The 18,467-nt window shown below is 59.4% G+C and carries 15 protein-coding genes; 7 read left to right on the top strand and 8 right to left on the bottom strand.

Annotated features, from left to right (window positions below):
- Window positions 1–9 precede the first annotated feature (9 nt).
- The 5 genes from ACZ5WW_RS04280 to ACZ5WW_RS04260 form a co-directional block, all read right to left on the bottom strand.
- On the bottom strand, window positions 10–390 hold the full coding sequence (locus tag ACZ5WW_RS04280; RefSeq protein ID WP_377167429.1) for a hypothetical protein: 381 nt from the start codon (window positions 388–390) through the stop codon (window positions 10–12).
- Between the two features lie 96 nt (window positions 391–486).
- Complete coding sequence (locus ACZ5WW_RS04275) at window positions 487–1,353, bottom strand: FAD:protein FMN transferase (RefSeq protein WP_377167433.1); 867 nt, start codon at window positions 1,351–1,353, stop codon at window positions 487–489.
- The gene (locus ACZ5WW_RS04270) at window positions 1,350–2,954 is read right to left on the bottom strand and encodes a flippase activity-associated protein Agl23 (RefSeq protein WP_377167436.1); all 1,605 of its coding nucleotides are present in this window, start codon (window positions 2,952–2,954) and stop codon (window positions 1,350–1,352) included. Before ACZ5WW_RS04270 ends, ACZ5WW_RS04275 begins: the two co-directional genes overlap by 4 nt.
- A gap of 24 nt (window positions 2,955–2,978) precedes the next feature.
- Window positions 2,979–3,476 (bottom strand): hypothetical protein, encoded by a 498-nt coding sequence (locus tag ACZ5WW_RS04265; protein ID WP_377167439.1) that lies wholly within the window; start codon window positions 3,474–3,476, stop codon window positions 2,979–2,981.
- A 64-nt stretch (window positions 3,477–3,540) separates the two neighbouring features.
- Entirely contained in the window at window positions 3,541–5,961 is a 2,421-nt protein-coding gene (locus ACZ5WW_RS04260) for a spermidine synthase (protein WP_377167442.1), read from the bottom strand.
- A gap of 107 nt (window positions 5,962–6,068) precedes the next feature.
- On the opposite strand from ACZ5WW_RS04260, the gene ACZ5WW_RS04255 reads away from it, so the two are divergent.
- Window positions 6,069–6,962, top strand: a complete 894-nt coding sequence (locus ACZ5WW_RS04255; protein WP_377167445.1) for a class I SAM-dependent methyltransferase — start codon at window positions 6,069–6,071, stop codon at window positions 6,960–6,962.
- A gap of 43 nt (window positions 6,963–7,005) precedes the next feature.
- On the opposite strand, the gene ACZ5WW_RS04250 is transcribed toward ACZ5WW_RS04255, so the two are convergent.
- From ACZ5WW_RS04250 to ACZ5WW_RS04240, 3 genes are all read right to left on the bottom strand, one after another.
- A complete protein-coding gene (locus tag ACZ5WW_RS04250; RefSeq protein WP_377167448.1) occupies window positions 7,006–7,926 on the bottom strand; it encodes a TolB family protein in 921 nt (306 codons plus the stop codon).
- A 102-nt stretch (window positions 7,927–8,028) separates the two neighbouring features.
- Complete coding sequence (dprA, locus tag ACZ5WW_RS04245) at window positions 8,029–9,129, bottom strand: DNA-processing protein DprA (RefSeq protein WP_377167451.1); 1,101 nt, start codon at window positions 9,127–9,129, stop codon at window positions 8,029–8,031.
- Between the two features lie 13 nt (window positions 9,130–9,142).
- Window positions 9,143–9,652, bottom strand: a complete 510-nt coding sequence (locus ACZ5WW_RS04240) for a hypothetical protein (RefSeq protein ID WP_377167453.1) — start codon at window positions 9,650–9,652, stop codon at window positions 9,143–9,145.
- Window positions 9,653–9,738: 86 nt separating this feature from the next.
- Between ACZ5WW_RS04240 and ACZ5WW_RS04235 the strand changes: the two genes are divergently transcribed.
- From ACZ5WW_RS04235 to ACZ5WW_RS04210, 6 genes are all read left to right on the top strand, one after another.
- On the top strand, window positions 9,739–9,969 hold the full coding sequence (locus ACZ5WW_RS04235; protein WP_377167455.1) for a hypothetical protein: 231 nt from the start codon (window positions 9,739–9,741) through the stop codon (window positions 9,967–9,969).
- A gap of 1,176 nt (window positions 9,970–11,145) precedes the next feature.
- A complete protein-coding gene (locus ACZ5WW_RS04230) occupies window positions 11,146–11,799 on the top strand; it encodes a DUF2239 family protein (RefSeq protein WP_377167458.1) in 654 nt (217 codons plus the stop codon).
- Window positions 11,800–11,986: 187 nt separating this feature from the next.
- Window positions 11,987–12,697 carry a phosphoribosylformylglycinamidine synthase I gene (purQ, locus tag ACZ5WW_RS04225; RefSeq protein WP_377167461.1) on the top strand — a complete coding sequence of 237 codons (711 nt, stop codon included), beginning with the start codon at window positions 11,987–11,989 and terminating at the stop codon, window positions 12,695–12,697.
- Window positions 12,698–12,809: 112 nt separating this feature from the next.
- Window positions 12,810–16,109 (top strand): fused MFS/spermidine synthase, encoded by a 3,300-nt coding sequence (locus ACZ5WW_RS04220; RefSeq protein ID WP_377167464.1) that lies wholly within the window; start codon window positions 12,810–12,812, stop codon window positions 16,107–16,109.
- A gap of 66 nt (window positions 16,110–16,175) precedes the next feature.
- Complete coding sequence (locus ACZ5WW_RS04215; RefSeq protein ID WP_377167467.1) at window positions 16,176–17,501, top strand: ABC transporter permease; 1,326 nt, start codon at window positions 16,176–16,178, stop codon at window positions 17,499–17,501.
- 187 nt (window positions 17,502–17,688) lie between these two features.
- Window positions 17,689–18,462: a DUF3050 domain-containing protein gene (locus ACZ5WW_RS04210; RefSeq protein WP_377167470.1), complete on the top strand. Its 774-nt coding sequence runs from the start codon at window positions 17,689–17,691 to the stop codon at window positions 18,460–18,462.
- The last annotated feature ends 5 nt before the right edge of the window (window positions 18,463–18,467 follow it).

The following is an 18,467-nucleotide window of genomic DNA, read 5'->3' as shown; positions in this document are numbered from 1 at the left end:
ATGCCCCTTTTACTTCTTGGCAACAAGCTCAGGGTTTCCGTTTTCATCCTTCGAAATCCGGTAATGCACTCCCTTCTCAATGGTCGCTTTGAACTCGACAGGTTTTTGGTTCTCGGAAGGTCGAGGTGTAACTGACAGTCTGATGGCTCGGTTGCCTGGTTCCAAGAGAGCGAATGGCACCTTTGAAATCACCAGTCCATGCTGGATTCGAACTGTGGGTTTCCCATCAACAGCGATGATCCAAAAATCGGCTCCAACCACACCATCCTCAACAATGGATCTAGAATCAAATGCTCGCTGAAAGATGCCCAGCTCAAATCCGACAGCTGTCACCAGCGACGCCACAAAAAGCGCCTTGAATATTGAGGGCCAGCGTGTCTTGAGATTCATGAGTTGGCTTATGGACGCGCAGATTTAAGACGGTAAACAAATGCTCTGACAAGAAGAATGCATCAAACATCGTCTGCGTGTGAAGACGATGCCGAGCTACATTTCAAGTGCCAGCGCCTCCACGCCTGCATACCTCGAGCACAGTGCCTCGATCTCTTCTTGCTCCATCACCATGAAGGCCGTCGATAATGCATCCGACAGGGCGGCTGTCGGCGCCAGGGCGTAGGTGCGGCGGTTCTTCAAAGGCACGGGTTGGAAGAGACGCGGGTTCATGATGTGCGCGCCTTTGACGGCAAAGCCGGAGCCGCTTACGGCGCGATTGAGCAGGGCCGTTCTCTTGTCGCCGCCACCGAGTGTGATGGACCAGGCCTCCTTGCCGCTCGGAGCGCCGATGCCGAGGATGGTGCTGTCTCCGGCGTTGAGGATGAAGTTGCTGATCTTCCAATCTTGCAGCACATCGGCGGCTTGGTCGAGCGCGTAGCCTTTGCCCATGGCTCCCAGATCAAAAATCATGCCTGCTGCATGCACGGTGACGCTCATGGTTTCCTCATCGAGGTCAAAGCGCTGGCTGCCGATGATCTGGCGTGCCTGTTCCAGAGTTTCTTTGTTTACCTGGCGCGGCTCGCCTTCGGGGGTGACAAACAAATGCATGAGCGGGCCGATGGTGATATCAAAGGCTCCTGCCGTTTCCTGATGCATGGCCTTGGCGAGCGAGAGGCAATCCCATGCAGCCATGCCCACGCGGATGCTTTCGCCTGCCTTGAGCTGTCCTAGGCGATAGATGTCGCTGGTGGCGCGGAAGCGGCTCAGTTCATCCTCCAGCCGGGCGATCTCCTGAAACACCGCCTGCGCGGCCTGCGCGGCGTAGGTGTCATCCGCGTCTTCATGGTTGATGAGGACGTCGAAGGTGGTGGCCATCGCATTGCAGGTGAAACGATGGTGCTGAGGGGCGGGAGGGCTCACGGCTGGGGGTTCTGCTGCTTTTCCTGCTCTTTGCGCAGGTTGTAGCGATCCAGGAGGGACTGCTCAATCCAAAGGTTGAGAAAGACTCCAGGGCGCAGGCCAAAGAGATCCTGCATGTGGTAGGACCTGCCATCAAATTTTGCCTCGATGGCCGGTTTCATTTCGGGTTCGGCGATGATGACGCGGGCGTCGATTTTTTCCGGGACGGCGCTGGTGTAGTGCACGGACTTGATGTCACGCCAGTACCAGGGCAGGGGCCAGCCTGAGTCGCGGTTGATCACGAGCACGTTGAAGTTGTCATCAGGCGCGATCTTCTGCAGCTCCCGCAACACCGGGAGCATGCGCATGAGATTGGTGGACGTGTGGGAGTAAACGTAGGGATTGCGCGAATCGGCGGCGTACTTGTGAATGGCATGGTTGGTCTGTGACACCAGGTGGTACAGCCCGAGGCCGAAGGCGATTCTGAAGGCGAACCGCAGGAACGTGCCGGAGATGGAGCTGGAAATGGCCGCAGCCCCCACTCCGGCGAGCAGCGTCAGCGCATGCTGGGCGCTGAGAATGGACCATGGAGTCTTGTAGGCGAGGAATGAGTAGATGAAAAACAAGGCCAGCGTGTACACCGAAAGGAATACGAGAAACGCCTGCCTTGCCGGCTGCTTCATGTGGTTGCCCAAAAAAGCGTAGAGCATGCCGATGATGCCCAGGCCGCCGATCATGGCCTCGCTCCAAACGAGCCCGTCTTTGCGCCAGAAGATCAGGCTGAGGTAGTAGTGCCAGGGCTTTTCATGGCCGCTGCCACCTGAACGCTCGAAGTAGTTCAAATACGTCAGGGCACTGTCCATCACTGCCTGCCAGTCTTTGAAGCCTCCCGAGTAGATCGCAATGCTGGTTATGACGGCGGTGAGGATGACCCACAGCCAGGGCTTTGCAGCACGGGTCTTGCTTGCGCCGATGTCGTAGCCGCTGATCTTTGGTGCGAAATCTCCGACCATGATTTTGGTGGCCGCGAATCCGAGGAAGCCGGCAGCGATGTTGATGACGAAGGTTTCCTTGAGGGCATGCTGCATGCCGATGGAGAATCCGGCCAGCACCAGCCACCAGCGTCCACCTCCCTGAGAGTAATGCCACAGCGAGGCGATGCTCAGCGTGATGAACAACACCAGCGGCACCTCCATGATGAAGTAGCGCGAGTAGTACACCATCATGGGCGAGATGGAGATGAGCAGCATCGCGTAGCCTGTGGCCAGCCGGCCGAGGGCATTGCGCAGCAGAAGAGTCGTCAGCAGCAGCAGTAGGCCGCAGATCACGGGCACGGTGCGTAGCTGAGCTTCAGTCCAGGTCGCTGAGCCGTCCCAGCCAGCCAGTCTGGACCAGATGCGCGTGATGTAGTGCAGGCCGGGACCGTGGAAATCTTTGGGGTCGTATTTGAAGTGCCCCGTCGCCTGGTACTCGGCGGATTTCATCGCGAGGATGGCCTCATCCGTGTGCATGGGGCGTTCGTCGAGAGATGGAAAACGGTAATAGGCGCCAAGAAAGAGCGAGACGATGGCAAAGGCGGCCAGACCAAAAAGGCTGAGGGACTTTTTCTGGGGTGGGGGCATGGGGTGGTGCGAAGGACGGACGGGTCAGATGAGCTCGCGGCGTTCTACCTGCAGGCTTTGCTGGCGGTTGCGGCGCAGGTGAAAACGCTCGCGTGTTGGGCTCAGGGTTTCACTGCCCCCATGTTCGACGAGTACGGTGACATATTGAGGATGAACGGACATTTCAAGAAACCGCAGCACAGGAGTGCCACGGGTGCGGAAGAAGCAGTAGAGCGGCACATGCGGATGTGCGGCATTCCACAGCCAGCGCGCAGGTGAAAAACGCTCCTCGTCCATCAGCGCGCACAGGATCTCGCGCATCACCATCTCACCATGCCGGCGACTCCATTTCCAGGCTTCCCGGCGGTTCATGAGCTCGTTGAACTTGGCGACGAGCGGGTTGGCATGCGCCTGCTCCATCTCCTGAATGATCTCCCCGGCATGCACCGCCATGGCGGTGCGGAACTCTTCCCGGGTGATGCGGCCGCTGTCGAGCCAGCGGAACAACTGCTGCGGCGTGGGAACTGGATCGAGGGAAAGCATGGCGGATCGCACCATTTTGGCGCGTTCGCGGGCGTTCGCAAATTCACTGTTATGCCCCGGGTGTCTATTCCTGCTTGATGTTCTGCGGGATGTTCAGGATGCGCAGCAGGTTGTGATAGCGGTCTGTCCAGAGACGGACGTCGTGCTTGAGTTCGGTTTCGTCACCCAGCAGGTCAGGGGGAGTGGCTGTGAGAAAGGCCTCATTACGGGTGACGAGGATGTAGTCCGTCGAGTCATCATCGCCGTCTGCGTCGGTGGCGATGCGGGTGGTTTTGAAGCCGGTGACAGCGGCGATTTTTTCAATCACCGGCGCAAGGATGAGGTAGGTGTTGGTGATGTGTACGGCGATGATGCCGTCAGGCTTCATATGGCGGTCGTAGATGTCAAAGGCCTCGCGTGTCAGCAGATGCACCGGAACCGAGTCGCCGCTGAAGGCATCCAGCAGCAGTACGTCAAACTGCTGCGATGGCTCACGCTCCAGAGCCAGACGGGCGTCAGAAATGACGATCTCCACCTTGGCCCCACGTTTTTCGGCGTCGCTCAGGTAGAAAAAGTGCTTCTTGGCAATGCGTACCACGTCAGGATTGATGTCATAGAAGCGGATGGTCTGGCCGCTTTTGGCGTAGCATGACACGGTGCCCGCGCCCATTCCGACGACTCCGATGCGAGCACCCGGACGATCTTTGAGGCTGTCGAGAGCCTTCCCGATGCCCGTCGAGTGGCCGTAGTAGCTCGTGGGTTCTTCACGCAGTCCCGGGCTCAGGTTTTGCATGCCATGGATGATGCCGCCGTTGGTCAGCTCCAGGGACTTCATGCCACTGTCGTCGTAATCTTCGGTCACTGAAAGCATGCCATAGAAATTGCGCACACGTTCCAGTTTCTCATCACGCTTGAAGCCTAGGTCGGACATCAAAAGGAGGACCAGGGTGAAGACGAGGCCTAGCAAGGTGATGGAAACCAGTGCGGGGCGCATGAAGCCGCGGCGGACGATGCGAAAAAGAATGACCGCCAGGCAGAGCACGGTGGCGCCGAGGGCACCATAGACGGCCGCTTCCGGTGGCGCATTTTGCTGCTTCATCCGCTGCCTGATGTACTCCCAGGTGAGAATGCCGGAGTCATGGAGTTCCCAGGCCAGCCAGCCCACGCAGAAGGCGATGAGAATGGCGAGCACCCACTCACCCACACGGCGCACCTTCAGCACCGAGCGCAGCAAGATGAAGCAGGCCATGGCTGCCGCCATGATGAGGCTGACCGGCCATTCGGCAAAAGTAGTGAAAACGTGAGGAGCCCCAAGGCTCACGAACAAGCCCCCCAGTGCACCACCGAAGGACATGAGCAGGTAAAATTCAGTAAGCCGCCTCGGGGCGGGCTTCAGCCGCGTGAGTTCACCATGGCAGAGCATGCAGGCAAGAAACATCGCGCTGAAGGACCAGCCCAGCTGCCAGACGAAGTTGGGAGTAAGGCTGATGTTGGCCAGGTGAAATTCGTGGCCGGTGAACTTGGTCAGCTTGTTCAGCGGCTGCTCCACCTCATTGTGCATCCACAGTTCGAACTTCGACCAGAAAGGCTGCTTCTGCAGCAGGTTCTCCGTGCAGGTGATGAAGAGCACCGGCAGTGCAAGCAGCGCCCACAGGCCGCTGATGCGCGCGTACCAGCGCTCATGCTCAAAGCAGATGATGAAGGTGACCAGGTAGAGGCTCAGCGGCACCACCCAAAGAAAGGGGATCACAGCAACATCCTGGCAGACATGATTCGTCGCAGAGAGCAGCACACAGCTGGCCAGTGCCGGCAGCAGCACCCACAGGATGCGCCTGAGCCAGCCGGGATGATCAGCGGCGCCGGAGACAGGTGGGGTGGGTTTGGCTTCTTCCTTCAGCGCGTGGGTGCGGTCCATCCATACACCCGCCAAAGACAAAATGACAAAAGCGCCAAAGCCCACCGCCCACAGGGTGGTCTGCTCCAGCACATCCCAGTGGACTTCGAAGAACAGCGGATAGCTCAGCAGCGCGGCCAGGGAGCCGATGTTTGAAAGAGCATACAGACGCCAGGGATTCGCGCCGCCGGTGGTGCGGGTGAACCACACCTGCACCAGAGGGCTGGTGCTGGAGAGTACGAAATAGGGCAGCCCAACGCTGGCCAGCAGCAGAAGAAGGATGCGCAGGGCCGGGTCTTCCGCGCCGGTGGGCTTCCATGTTTCCGCCGGGGCGATGGGCAGCATGGCGATCGCCGCGCCGAGCAGCATGCCATGCAGGATGCCCTGCCAGCGCCGGGGCAGCAGTGTCAGCGTGTGAGCGTAGGCATAGCCGGCAAACAGCACCACCTGGAAAAACAGCATGCAGGTGGTCCACACTCCCGGGCTGCCGCCAAACCAGGGCAGGATGAATTTGCTGATGATCGGCTGCACCTGAAACAGCAGAAAGGCGCTCAGCAGGCTCAGTGCCGCTAGGATGAGACCGGGGACGACACGGGAAGGGGAGTCGGACATGGGAGAGAGGTCGTGAGGCTGTCATATCGTCCCGGTTGTGTGAAGATAAAAGTAAGGACATTGTGCAGAGCCGCTGGCATTCCCCGCCTGCCGCGACATCATGCCGCATGCCACAGCCGCCCCGCCGTCCTTTCCGTCCACGCCCCTCGCCGAACCGCGAGCCGGGAGGTCATGAGCCGGAGGTGCGCCCCATGGGCCGCCGCGAATTTGGCAGCCGCCCACAGGGGAAGCGCCCGCAGCAGCCGGGCCGCGACCATGGCACCTCCTGGGAAAAGTCCGCCGACTGGTACGACCGCATCATTGGCGAGCGCGGCTCCGAGCTTTACCAGGCGGTCGTCATTCCAGGAGCTCTCAAGCTGCTGGCGCCCACGCGTGGCGCGCGCGTGCTCGACCTCGGCTGCGGGCAGGGGGTTTTTTCCCGTGCGCTCGCGCAGGCCGGCTGCCAGGTCACGGGGGTGGATGCCGCTCCCACGCTCATCCAAAAAGCACGCACCTATCCTGTGAAGCCTCCGGTTCGCTATCTTGCCCGTGATGCCGCACAGATCGAAGACCTCGGCGAATTTGACGCCGCCTCCGCCATCCTCTGCGTGCAAAACATGGAGCATCTGGACGTGGTGGCCGCCGCTGCCGCGAAAGTGCTCAAGCCCGGCGGGCGCATGCTCTGGGTGGTCAATCATCCCTCCTTCCGCATTCCCCGCCAGTCCGCCTGGGGGCAGGACGAGGAACGCAAGATCCAGTACCGCCGCACAGATGCCTACAGCAGCACACTGAGCATCCCCATCGTGATGCACCCCGGCAAGGCTGACAGTGAAAGCACCGTTTCCTTTCATCGCAGCCTGCAGACCCTCACTGCCACCGGCTTCGGCGCAGGAATGGTCCTGGCTGGTATCGAAGAGTGGTACTCCCACAAGGAAAGCCAGCCCGGTCCGAGAGCCCGTGCTGAGAACAGAGCGCGCAAGGAGTTTCCGCTCTTCCTGGCGCTGCTATGGGAGAAGAGGTGAGCGGGGGCTCATCATCCGCCGTGCGGAGCTATTCTTCCTTCGGTTATTCCTCGCTCCACTGAGGGCTGAACGAGGCGGTCATGCCTTCGTTGAAGGTGATCTGCCGCTGCCCGGTGCCGTCGCTTTTCATGATCCAAATGTCCATGGCTCTGGAATTCTTTGGGGTTCGTGTGAAGGCGATCCATTGACCATCCGGCGACCACGCGGGCTCTGAATCGCGCACTTTTCCGTGACTCACATCTTTCTTGGCGGAGCCGTCGCTGTTCATGATGAAGATGCTGCCGTTTTTCATGTAGGCGATGTGTTTTCCGTCAGGTGACCAGGCGGCGCTATGGCCGTAGGAGTTTGGGGTGAGATTGGTCTGGTTTTTCCCGTCTGCATCCATCACATAGATGTCACGCTGTCCGCCGCCCTCACCACCTCCGGGGAGCTCGTTGCGGGTGGTCTCAAACAGCAGCCGCCTGCCATCTGGCGACCAGCGCGGAGTCCAGTTGAAGCAATTTTCCTGGGTGAGCTGTCTGAGATCTGTGCCATCAACGGCTGCTGTCATGATTTGCGAACTCTCCTCCCCGGACTGGTAAAAGGCGATCCGCGTGCCGTCGGGCGACAAGTCCGGCCCGCCCACGTTGGCCACCGCCGCCAGCAGCCGGGTGCTGGCATGCTGCTCCAGATCGTGAACGTAGAGGCCGCTCGCGACGGGATCGTTGGCTGTATAGACAATCTTCTTTCCTCCTGCGGCAAAGGCGAAGTCGCGAGTTTGATGGGTCGGCTCCATGTTCCGAACGCTTCCGGTCATGATCCAAATGTTTCCGGCTCTGCCGAAGTCGGCGCTGGTCACAAAGGCGAGCTTTCCGACGGGAATCGTGGCGGGAGCATCAGTCGCGGCTTTTTCCTGGGCGGGAACGGGGCTGCTGAGCAAGAGCCCGCCCAAGGCGGCCAGGAAAAAATGCGGGGCGGGATTCATGGGTCGCAGTTGTTTCCAGTGATGGCCGATTGAAACATGACCTCCGTGTTTGGAGCAATGAGATTCGCCTGGAGAGGCAAAAAGAGCGGGACTGCCTTGTGCTCACACCAGCCTCACATACCTCCGCCCTGGCAGGGCCCGTATCAGCCGCTTCATCTCCAGCCGCATCAGGGTGGAGGACACGGTCGCGGAGGTCAGTCCGGAACTGGTGGTGATGTCGTTGATGTGGGCTTCTTCGGTGCTGATGGCCTTGTAGAGAATCTCCTCCTCCAGCGTGAGAGCGATGGCAGGGCGGGATTCTTCGACCTTCGGTGCCTTGGGAGCGGTGGGGAAGAGGGTGTTCAGATCATCCAGCACGTCAGCTCCGTCCATGATCAGCTTGGCTCCCTGCTGGATGAGGCGGTTGCAGCCGGCGGAGGTGGGCTTGTCGATGGGGCCGGGCACAGCATAGACCGTGCGGCCCTGCTCGGTGGCCTGCTGTGCGGTGATGAGCGAGCCGCTGCGCAGCGGAGCTTCCACCACGATCAAGCCGCAGCCCCAGCCCGCAACGATGCGGTTGCGGTAGGGAAAGGTTTGTTTGTCCGCTATGCGGTCCACCGGATATTCGCTGATCACCGCTCCGTTTTGCGCGATGCGCTGGGCCAGCGCCATGTTTTCGGGCGGGTAAAGCTTGCCGATGCCGGATCCGATCACTGCAACCGTGCGGCCTTTGGCGGCCAGTGCCGCCTCATGAGCTGCGGTGTCGATGCCTCGGGCCAGGCCGCTGATGACAGTGTAACCCGCATACGCGATCTGAAAGCTGAGCTTTTTGGTGGTGCCCAGTCCATAATGAGTGGCGTGGCGGCTGCCGACGACGCCGAGTGCATTGTGATCCCGCTTGGTCAGCTCTCCCCACACCGTGAGTACCAGAGGCGGGTCGTAGATGCCTCGCAGGAGTGGCGGGTAAAGCTCGTCATCCTGGGTTAGCAGCGTGAGGTCGCGCTCACGGAGTTTCTTGAGCTCAGCATCGAGGTCGACCTGCGCCTCCCAGCCAGCAATGTGTTCGGCCTGATTGAGGCCAAAGCCTTCGACTTGGAGGATGTCGGATGATCTGGCGCTGAGAATGCGCTCCGGGCTGCCGAAATGCTGCAGCAGCTTGCGTACGCGTACGGGGCCGACCTGCGGAAGCAGATTCAGCGCGAGCCAGGCCTCAGTGCGGGTCATCACACTCAGGTTCTCAGGCGGCGGCAGTAGCTTCGCCGTTTTTCGCAGCGGCAGCCGCAGCTTCGGGCAGGGCGACGTTGCTCTGCGTGGAGCCCGAGCCAATCAGCTTGCGGAAAATCTTTTGAGGGAAGGACTGCCCACGCTCTTCGCTTTCCAGCTGGCCGAGTGCCGTGGCTTTTGCCATCTCCCACGCGGGAGCAAATCCGGGGGCGGTGATGACCATCTGCTTCTCAGCACGGGCCAGGATTTCCAGCTCACGCTGCATCTTGTTGTCAGGGCGCTCGTTCAGGCGGGCGATCTGCATGCGCAGATTCTCATTTTCCTGCTTCAGTGCAGCGCGCTCCTTGTTGATGTCCTGAGTCTGCTTGGAGTCGAGATCGAGCTTGTCACTCAGCATGCCTTTGTAGCGCTTGAGTTCGCGCTTGGTCTTCCAGTGCCCCCAGAGGGACTGCACCAGGAAGATGCCGCAGAGCACAACGCCGTAGATGAAGGTGTTCTGGGGGGAGAGAAGGTCTTTGAACATGGTCTGATAAACTTACTGCAAGCCCCGGCGTCTGCAACTGAGCAAAAAATGCAGGATGCCCCCGCTGGGGTTTCAAAATCTTGAGCATGGACACCATGGCCAGCACAGTGACGCTGGAAAATCTGGCTGCCACCAGCGAGACGGCGACGCCGGGCTACCAGATCCTCTGCGCCGCACTCCTGACGGATTTCCTAGGGGCTGACACATCACACATCACCAATGGCAGAAGGGGCATTAGCATCTATGCCTTGAGTGTGAACAGCAATGGCGTTGGCAGCGGAGGCATAAATGTGTTTGTGGGCATTTTTGTGGCATAAGCGGCGGTGCCAAAAGGGTGAGTTTTGGCAGGTATGCAGGTCGTTACAGTAACGGCAATAGCATTACCAATCACGCTTCGGTTACCGCAACGTGAAGTCGTGAAAATCGTTTATATGAGATGCAAATAGCATTGATAATAAGATGAAAAGAAACATTTTATACGTAAATTAACAATATTTTTAGCTGTCCATAAAACCGGGGCTGGAGGTGTTGTGTGTGAGGATATTTGATTGGATTTTAATTACGACATAATCGTTACATTATTATTGAGCTGTAATACAGTTAACAAGGACAAGAGATCCACGAGCAATGTGGCTCATTGCGTGGGTGACGTGATGGTAACGAAGACTGTGATGGTACGGCGCCATCTCTGATCCCAACTCTCATAGTGCAGCCATCGTTGTAGGCTAGAGCGTCATGGCGCATGCAATACGAAACGAATGCATCGTTAGTCTATGCGTTACGGGAAGGTCACCAAGGCAGACGAAGATTCCGCAGACGTGTGGGCCAAGTTCGCTTCTGGGAGGGGGCAAAGGTGGAATGTAGACTATCGGCACTTTGTCATTTGCAGACAGAGGCAGCGGCTTCATCAGCCTTGGTTTCGGGGGGGGGGGAAGCAGTGGCGGTGATATTGGTAATGAAAATGAAGTTACGATGATTATTAAAAGAAACGTTTTTAAAGTTATGAAAACAGCATTGAACTCATCGCTCACTCTCCAATCGGCGACGGCGGTATCAGGGGATCAAGCGGCAGTGTAGCTGTCTCATTGGTCAAGACAGGTTCTTGCATCCTGACTTTGGTCTTTGCGTTGTTGGTTGGATTTTGTAACGATAATAAAGTTATTAATACCGTTGCCGATTATTTGCACTGACCATTGGACCCTACGAAGGCAGCGATGGCTGGCCATCGGCATAAGATACGGACAAAATCGACAACATCTCTGTGGAGGTCTCCGGGAATCTCCCGAGCCGCATGAACCTGGCGCTGCTGACTCCGCCACTCATCGCCATCGGTCATTTTCTAAGAGGCTGATGCAGCATGAGCAGTTCGTGTGCTGGCTATGCTTATGCACCTTTCACAGCTTCCGCGTGAACAATAGCTTCGAGCGGGAGGTTTAATTTTACCCGGATAATAATACGGATTGAATTTTATCCGGGTATTATTAAGGTGACTCATGCTCGAAGCAGCCACACACACATCATTTACCACTTTTCAGGGATATAAACGGATCGCAACTGGAGGGCTGTTGCAGAATGCTCTGGCGCTCAAAAAGGCGCTTGATGGCTCTCCACGGGAGCCGGTGCTGCTCTTTGACGATGCCACCGGCCGCACTGTCGAAGTGGACACCCGAGGGACGGACGAGGAGGTGGAGGCCCGTCTGACAGCCGTCTTTTTCAAGACCGAGGCCACCCCGGCTGCCGAGCCCGCTGTGGGAGCCGCCACTCCACGTGGGCGTGGGCGGCCCAAGCTGGGGGTGGTTCCGCGGGAGATCACGCTGCTGCCTCGCCACTGGGAGTGGCTGGACTCACAGCCAGGCGGTGCCTCCGTGGCTCTGAGAAAGCTGGTCGAGGAAGCCCGAAGCCAGGGCGGCGAAAAAGACAGAGCCAGGAGGGCGCAGGAGCGTGCCTACCACTTCATGGTGACCCTGGCCGGCGATCTTCCGGGTTTTGAGGAGGCTGCGCGTGCCCTCTTTGCCCATGATGCGCCGAGGCTGCATGAAAATCTCTCCACCTGGCCCCGTGATGTGAGCAATCACGTGATGAAGCTCGCGTGGGGAGATGAATGGCAGACCGCTGTGCAGGGGAAAAGGGAAGGGGCGCAGGCATGAGTGCAGCGCCTCGGATGCAGTCCTTTCTTTCCGGCCTCGGCCACCCTACGGCGGCACTTGCGCATTACCGCCTGCTGCCGCTCAGCCAGATCAGCTCATTTGACGATTGCAGGATTGGATGAGGCTGGTGTGCATGTCCGGTTGCATCCGGCGGCGGCTTCGCCTAGATGCTGGTTAGCCACAAACCATGCCTCACGCCCTTCTTCTCAAGTTTCCCGGAACCAACTGCGATGCCGAAACCGCCCGCGCTTTGGAGGCGGCGGGTTTCACCTCCGAGGTACTGCCGGTAGCTCTGCTGGAGCCTTCCTCTCTCGACAAAGCACAGATGATCGTTTTCTCCGGCGGCTTCAGCTACGGGGACTATGTGATGTCCGGCCGCATCGCCCAGCTCATTACCAAGTCGAAGCTCGGTGACCGGCTCAGAACTTTTGTGGACAAGGGTGGCTACGCCCTCGGCATCTGCAACGGCTTCCAGATTCTGACCCAGCTAGATCTCCTGCCAAAGGGCAGCCTAATCCACAACACCAGCGGCCGCTTCATCTGCCGCTGGGTGGGGCTCAAGAAGACCAAAGGCAAGGCCAGCCCTTACCTCAGCAAGCTGCCCGAAAACTTTGAGCTGCCTGTGGCCCATGCGGAAGGCCGTCTTGTGACAGAGGGGGATGCCGCTGCTGGCTATGTGAAATCCGGCCATGCCGCCCTGCTCTATGCCACCAATGTGAACGGCTCCACCAATGCGATTGCCGGACTTCAGGACGACACGGGGCGCGTCTTTGGCCTGATGCCCCACCCAGAGCGCTTCATTTTCAAAAGCCAGCACTACGATCCTGATTGGAGCGGAGACACCCAATACGGCTGGGGACATTATCTCTTCCAGTCGGCCCGTGAGGCCCTGAATTGATGATCGTGGCTGGACGCGAGTCTGGTATTTATGGTTAAATTGCTCTGATATTAATGAATCCAGTTGTAATAATATAGTATTTATATAAAATACATATTAATTACTTGGATTCATGAATTCAGACGCCTCCCAAGGTCTTTCCATCGCAAGGGCTCGCACGACTCAGCTGGCGTTGGCCCTGATTCTCATGCTGTCCGGCTTCTGCTCGCTGGTTTACCAGACGGTGTGGTTGCGTGAGTTTCGACTGGTCTTTGGAGGTGCAGCCCCGGCGGCAGCGGCTGTCATGGCTGTGTTCATGGGGGGACTCGGGTTTGGTGGCAAATTCTTTGGCTCCTGGGTGGAGCGCGTTGGACGGCCGTTTCAGTTTTATGCCAGGCTGGAGCTGGGCATAGCCATCGCCGCCGTGGCATCTCCCACCATGCACGGCCTGGCACGGTCCCTTTATTTGAAGACTGGCGGAACGGCAGGAATGGGACTCGGCCCCGCCACGTGTCTGCAACTGCTCATGACCGCACTGGTGCTGGGAGTCCCCTGCTTCTTGATGGGTGGAACCCTGCCAGCGGCCATGAAATTCGCTCAGCGCGATGACGACCCGCGCCGCTCCACCACCGCTTTCTATTATGGAATCAACATCGCAGGAGCGGTGAGCGGCGCCGCTTTGAGCACCTTCTGGCTGCTGCCAGCGCTGGGAAACAAAGGTGCTCTCACCATCGCCGTGCTGGCCAACCTGAGCATCGCAGTCGCGGCGGGTGTCATCTCGATGTTTCACGAAAAAGAGCTGCGGCAGCAGGCCATGCCGGATGAATGCACGGCAAAAGAAAGCGTGGAGGCAAAGGCCCCGGCCGCCTTTGTGCTGGCAGCAGCTTTCATGAGCGGCTTCACCTTCTTCATGGCGGAGCTGGTGTGGTATCGCGTTTCCACTCCGCTGCTTGGCGGCTCTGTGTATGGATTCGGTCTTGTGCTGTGCGTTGTGCTTTCTGGCATGGGGATCGGCGGGCTCTTGTATGCGCTGATCCTCAAAAAGACAGAGCCAAGCATCACGGGATTCACGGTCGTTTCTGCGCTGCAGGCGCTGGCCATCCTGCTGCCCTTTGCCCTGGGAGACCGGGTTGCGCATCTGGCGCTCATCTTCAATGACAGCCTGCGCGGTGTGGGGCTCGGTGAAATGGCCATGGGCTGGGCGGTCATCATGGGCCTGCTTGCATTTTTTCCTTCCTTGCTCAGCGGCATCCAGTTTCCGCTGCTGGTGTCGTTGCTGGGCCGTGGCAATGCAGGCGTGGGGCAGCAGCTCGGGCGCGCCTATCTTTGGAACACCGTGGGCTCAATCACCGGCTCATTGCTGGGTGGCTTTATGCTGGTGCCTCTGCTGGGGCTCAGAGGCTGCTGGCTGCTGGCCGCTTTGCTGGTTGCGGCGATGTCCGCTGCATCTCTCTGGCTGCAGGTCCGCCGCCAGGAGGGTGGGGCAGAGGCTGCTCCGGCCTCCCGTTTCACCTGGAATGGTCGTCTGGCTCTTGCAGCGCTCATCGTCTGCGGATTTTTTGCCTTTGGCACCACTGGGCCGACGGCGGTCTGGATGCACACCCCCATTGGCTACGGGCGTGTCTTCCAGGAGTATCGCTCGGCGCTCGGTCTGGAAACCTGGCAGCGCAATGTCAAACGCTCGCTGGTGCAGTCCTACGATGGCCGGGAGACGAGTGTGGCTGTTGTCGGCGGCATGCAGTATGCATTTCTGACCAACGGCAAAAGTGATGGTTCTGCCGTGGGAGATGCCGCCACGCAGGTCATGCTGGGAATGACAGGGGCCGTTCTGCATCCCAACCCGCGCAACGCCTGCGTCGTCGGCCTCGGCACCGGCACCACGGCAGGCTGGCTGGCGGATGTGCCCGGCATGCAGCGTGTCGATGTGCTGGAACTCGAGGAGGAAATTCGCAAAGTGGCGAGGTTTTTTGATCCTGTGAGCCGCAATGCGATGCAGCACCCGCGCGTGAACAACATCACAGGCGATGCGCGCGAATTCCTCCTCACCAAGGGCGAAAACTACGACATTATCGTCTCCGAGCCGTCCAATCCCTGCCGCGCCGGAGTGGCAAACCTCTACACTCGCGAGTTCTACCGCAATGCCAGCCAGCGCCTCACCCAAGGCGGCATCTTCTGCCAGTGGCTTCAGGGCTATGAAGTCGAGCCCGAAACTATAACTGCCGTCATCAGCACTCTGAAGCAGGTGTTTCCGAAGGTCGAAGTCTGGGGCACCCAGAGTGTGGACATGCTGCTGATCTGCTCAAACGACGAGGCCCCCTGGCAGCTCGAATCCCTGCGCCGCCGGGTCAAGCTTGAGCCGATGGCCGAGGCGCTGCGCCGCTTCTGGCAAACCGACAGTGCCGAAGGCTTCCTGACCGGCTGCCTCGCCAACAGCGACTACTGCGCTGCGCTGGCCGCCTCCTGCAAAACGGTGAACACCGATGACATGAACCGCCTTGAGTTCAGCTTTGCCCGAAGTGTGGCCAAGCAAGCCAACTGCTCGTATGACCTCGCACGCGCCGCCACTCGGGCAGGCTGTCATCTTCCCAGGGTCGATGCGGCCATCGACATGAACCGCTACTTTGCCGAACGCCTTCACATGCCCGGCCGCTTGTGGGATTCCGCTTCCGCCAATGTGCTCCCTGCCGATGCCCCGGTAGAAATTCGCAGACGGATGGAATCGCTGAGGGCCTTCTGGAAGCAGAATTATGCTGGCTACCTTGCGGCGCCATTGCCCGCCCACCCTGTGCTGGCAGACGGTGTCCTGCAGGCTGTTGCCAAAGCGCGCACTGGCGCTGCGGATGCCATGGCTGCCACGGCCGCCATCGAACCGCTTTCAGAAGCGGACGCCCACTTTCTCCGGGCCATTGCCAGTGACCTGCAAAAACAGCCGGTGGCGGCGGTGCTGGCCCATATTGAGAAGGGGCTCGACAGCCTGATGGCTGCGCCTTGGTGCCGTATTCCCCTGGTCAATGATGCCGTCGAGATCCTTGGCAGGCTGGCACGCTCCAAGACAGCGGTGGCGGATCCTCGGTTTCTGGTGATTTTTGACAAGCTGGGCCGTGACTATCCGGTAGGCGTGGCACGCGAGATCCTTCTGGGCATGCGTTGCGACATGGCCATGAGCCTGAAAGTGCCGCAGCAGCTTGCAGCCATTGAAAGCCTGGGCCAGCCCTACCCGTGGCATGGTCGTGCGCTCGCTCTGCGTGTCAGCGCCTTCATGCTTTCGAATGACTCAAGGCTGGAAGCGGCCCTGGCAGACATGAACCGTTTTCTCGATCAAGGAGGCACCATAGGTGGTGAGTCACCCCCCTTTGCCGTTCAGGTCAGGCCGGCTACGCCATCCATTGCCCCGGCGCTTCCGATGGTGATCGGCGCCCAGGCTGTGGAGTGATTTTCTGCCCGTGCGAGATCGTGGCAATTTCGTGCGGTTGACGCCGTATGATTCAGTCCCCCCTGAATGTCTTTTCTCACCGCGCATCCCGTACTACGCCTCATCGCTTCGCCACAGCATCTGTGGCGCACCCTTTCGCTGGGTATCAAGACCATCTGGCTGCACAAGCTGCGCTCCTTTCTCACCGCGCTCGGCGTCGTCTTTGGCGTCGCCTCCGTGGTGGCCATGCTGGCCATCGGTGAAGGTGCCAGTCACGAAGCTCAGGAGCAGATCCGCAAGCTCGGCAGCCAGAACATTATCCTGCAAAGTGTCAAGCCGCCGGACGGGCAGGGGTCCAATGGAGAATCACGCAGCATGATCAGCGAGTACGGCATCACCCTGCGCGACATCGATCAGATCCGTCAGACCGTGCCTAGCATCCGCATCGTGGTGCCCAGCCGCTACATTTCGGAGAATATCTGGAATCTGGATCGCAGTGTGGACGGCCAGGTCATGGGCGTGCTGCCCGTGTACCCGGAGATGCGCAACCGGCGCATGGTCGCTGGGCGCTTTTTCAATGACATGGAGATGAAGGACAACCTTCCCGTCTGTGTCGTCAATGAGACCGTCGCCGCGCGCATTTTTCAGCTGTCTTCTCCCGTGGGCAAATCCGTCCGGGTGAAAGGCTTTTACTACAAGGTCATCGGCATCATCCAGGATGAAGGCCAGGCGGTCGGCACCGATGCCTCCGGCGGCAGTCACTCCGCCCAGTCTCCGGCGCAGATCATGATTCCGTTCACCACCCTGATGGACCAATATGGGGAGGTGTTTTACCGTTTTCGAACCGGAAGCTTTGAGGCGGAAAAAGTGCAGTTTCACGAGGCCGTGATCCGTGTCGACGACGTGAACATGGTCGAAAGCCGCGCCGAGGCCATCCGCCACCTCATGACCAGAAACCACAAAAAAGAGGACTGGCGCATCATCGTCCCCGTGGAACTGCTCAAGCAGGCCGAGCGCACCAAGCAGATCTTCAGCATCGTGCTAGGCAGCATTGCCGCTATCTCCCTCCTTGTCGGCGGCATCGGCATCATGAACATCATGCTCGCCAGCGTCACCGAGCGCACACGGGAGATCGGCATCCGCCGCGCCCTGGGCGCGCGCCAGAACGACATCGTCGTCCAGTTTCTTATTGAGACCGTGCTGCTCGCCGGCGTCGGTGGCGTTTTGGGGGTCGTTCTAGGTCTCAGCATCCCGCTCGCCGTCACCAAATTCGCCGGAGTCACCACCGTCATCAAGATGTGGTCCCCCATCCTCGCTTTCTCCATCTCCGTGCTCACCGGCATCGCGTTTGGGATTTATCCTGCAAGACGTGCTGCCATGATGAATCCCGTGGAGGCGCTAAGGCATACCTAGACCGGTTTCCCGCCCGGCCAGTCTGCAGGAGGCTAGAGGCAGGCACGGATGTCGTCTTTTGAAGCCGCATCCGAAGACGCTGCTTCGACGTAGAGAAGATCGCTTGCTATCCTGATTGGGACAGGGGCAGGGAAGGGCCTGCCGTTGCTGCTCATCCAGTCTCTCCAGCAGCAGCCAGCCTCCATCCATGACCTCATTTCAAAAGACCACCGCCGCCGAAATCGAAACCGCACGTGCCGCCCTGCTGGGGCATCCGCTCTACGCCCGGCTGAGCACGCTGGGGGATCTGGCGCAGTTCATGGAGTGCCATGTGTTTGCCGTGTGGGATTTCATGTCCCTGCTCAAGGCCCTGCAGCAGCGGCTCACCTGCGTGCAGGTGCCCTGGGTGCCTGTGGGTGACAATCAGGTGCGCCGTCTGGTCAATGAAATCGTCCTCGGAGAGGAGAGCGACCGCGCGCCGGACGGAACGCCCTCCAGCCACTATGAGCTCTACCTGCAGGCCATGCAGGAGGCCGGTGCAGACACCACCGCCGTGCAGGGCTTCATCCAGCAGCTGCAACAGGGCGCAGGCATCTTCGAGGCGCTGGCAGCCAGCGGTGTGACGGACTGCGTGGCGGAGTTTGTCAGACACACGTTTGAAGTGATCGCAGGTGGAAAGCCCCATGTGATTGCTGCGGCGTTTACGTATGGTCGTGAGGATCTGATCCCGGCCATGTTCCACGAACTCGTGGCTCGGCTGGAGGCCGAATTCCCCGGCCGCCTCAAAATCCTTCGCTACTACCTGGACCGCCACATCCAGCTCGATGGCGACGAGCACGGCGAGATGGGCCGCACGATGGTGGAGTTGCTCTGTGGAGGCATTCCCCAGCGCGAGGCAGAGGCCTGCGCTGCGGCCAGGGAAGCCCTGAATGCACGGCTCCGCTTGTGGGATGGGATTGCCGCATTAATCGGCAGCAGGTGAGCGGG

Source organism: Prosthecobacter fluviatilis (assembly GCF_055388355.1).
The sequence above is the reverse complement of the archived record's forward strand: the minus strand, read 5'-3'. Positions and strand labels throughout refer to the sequence as shown.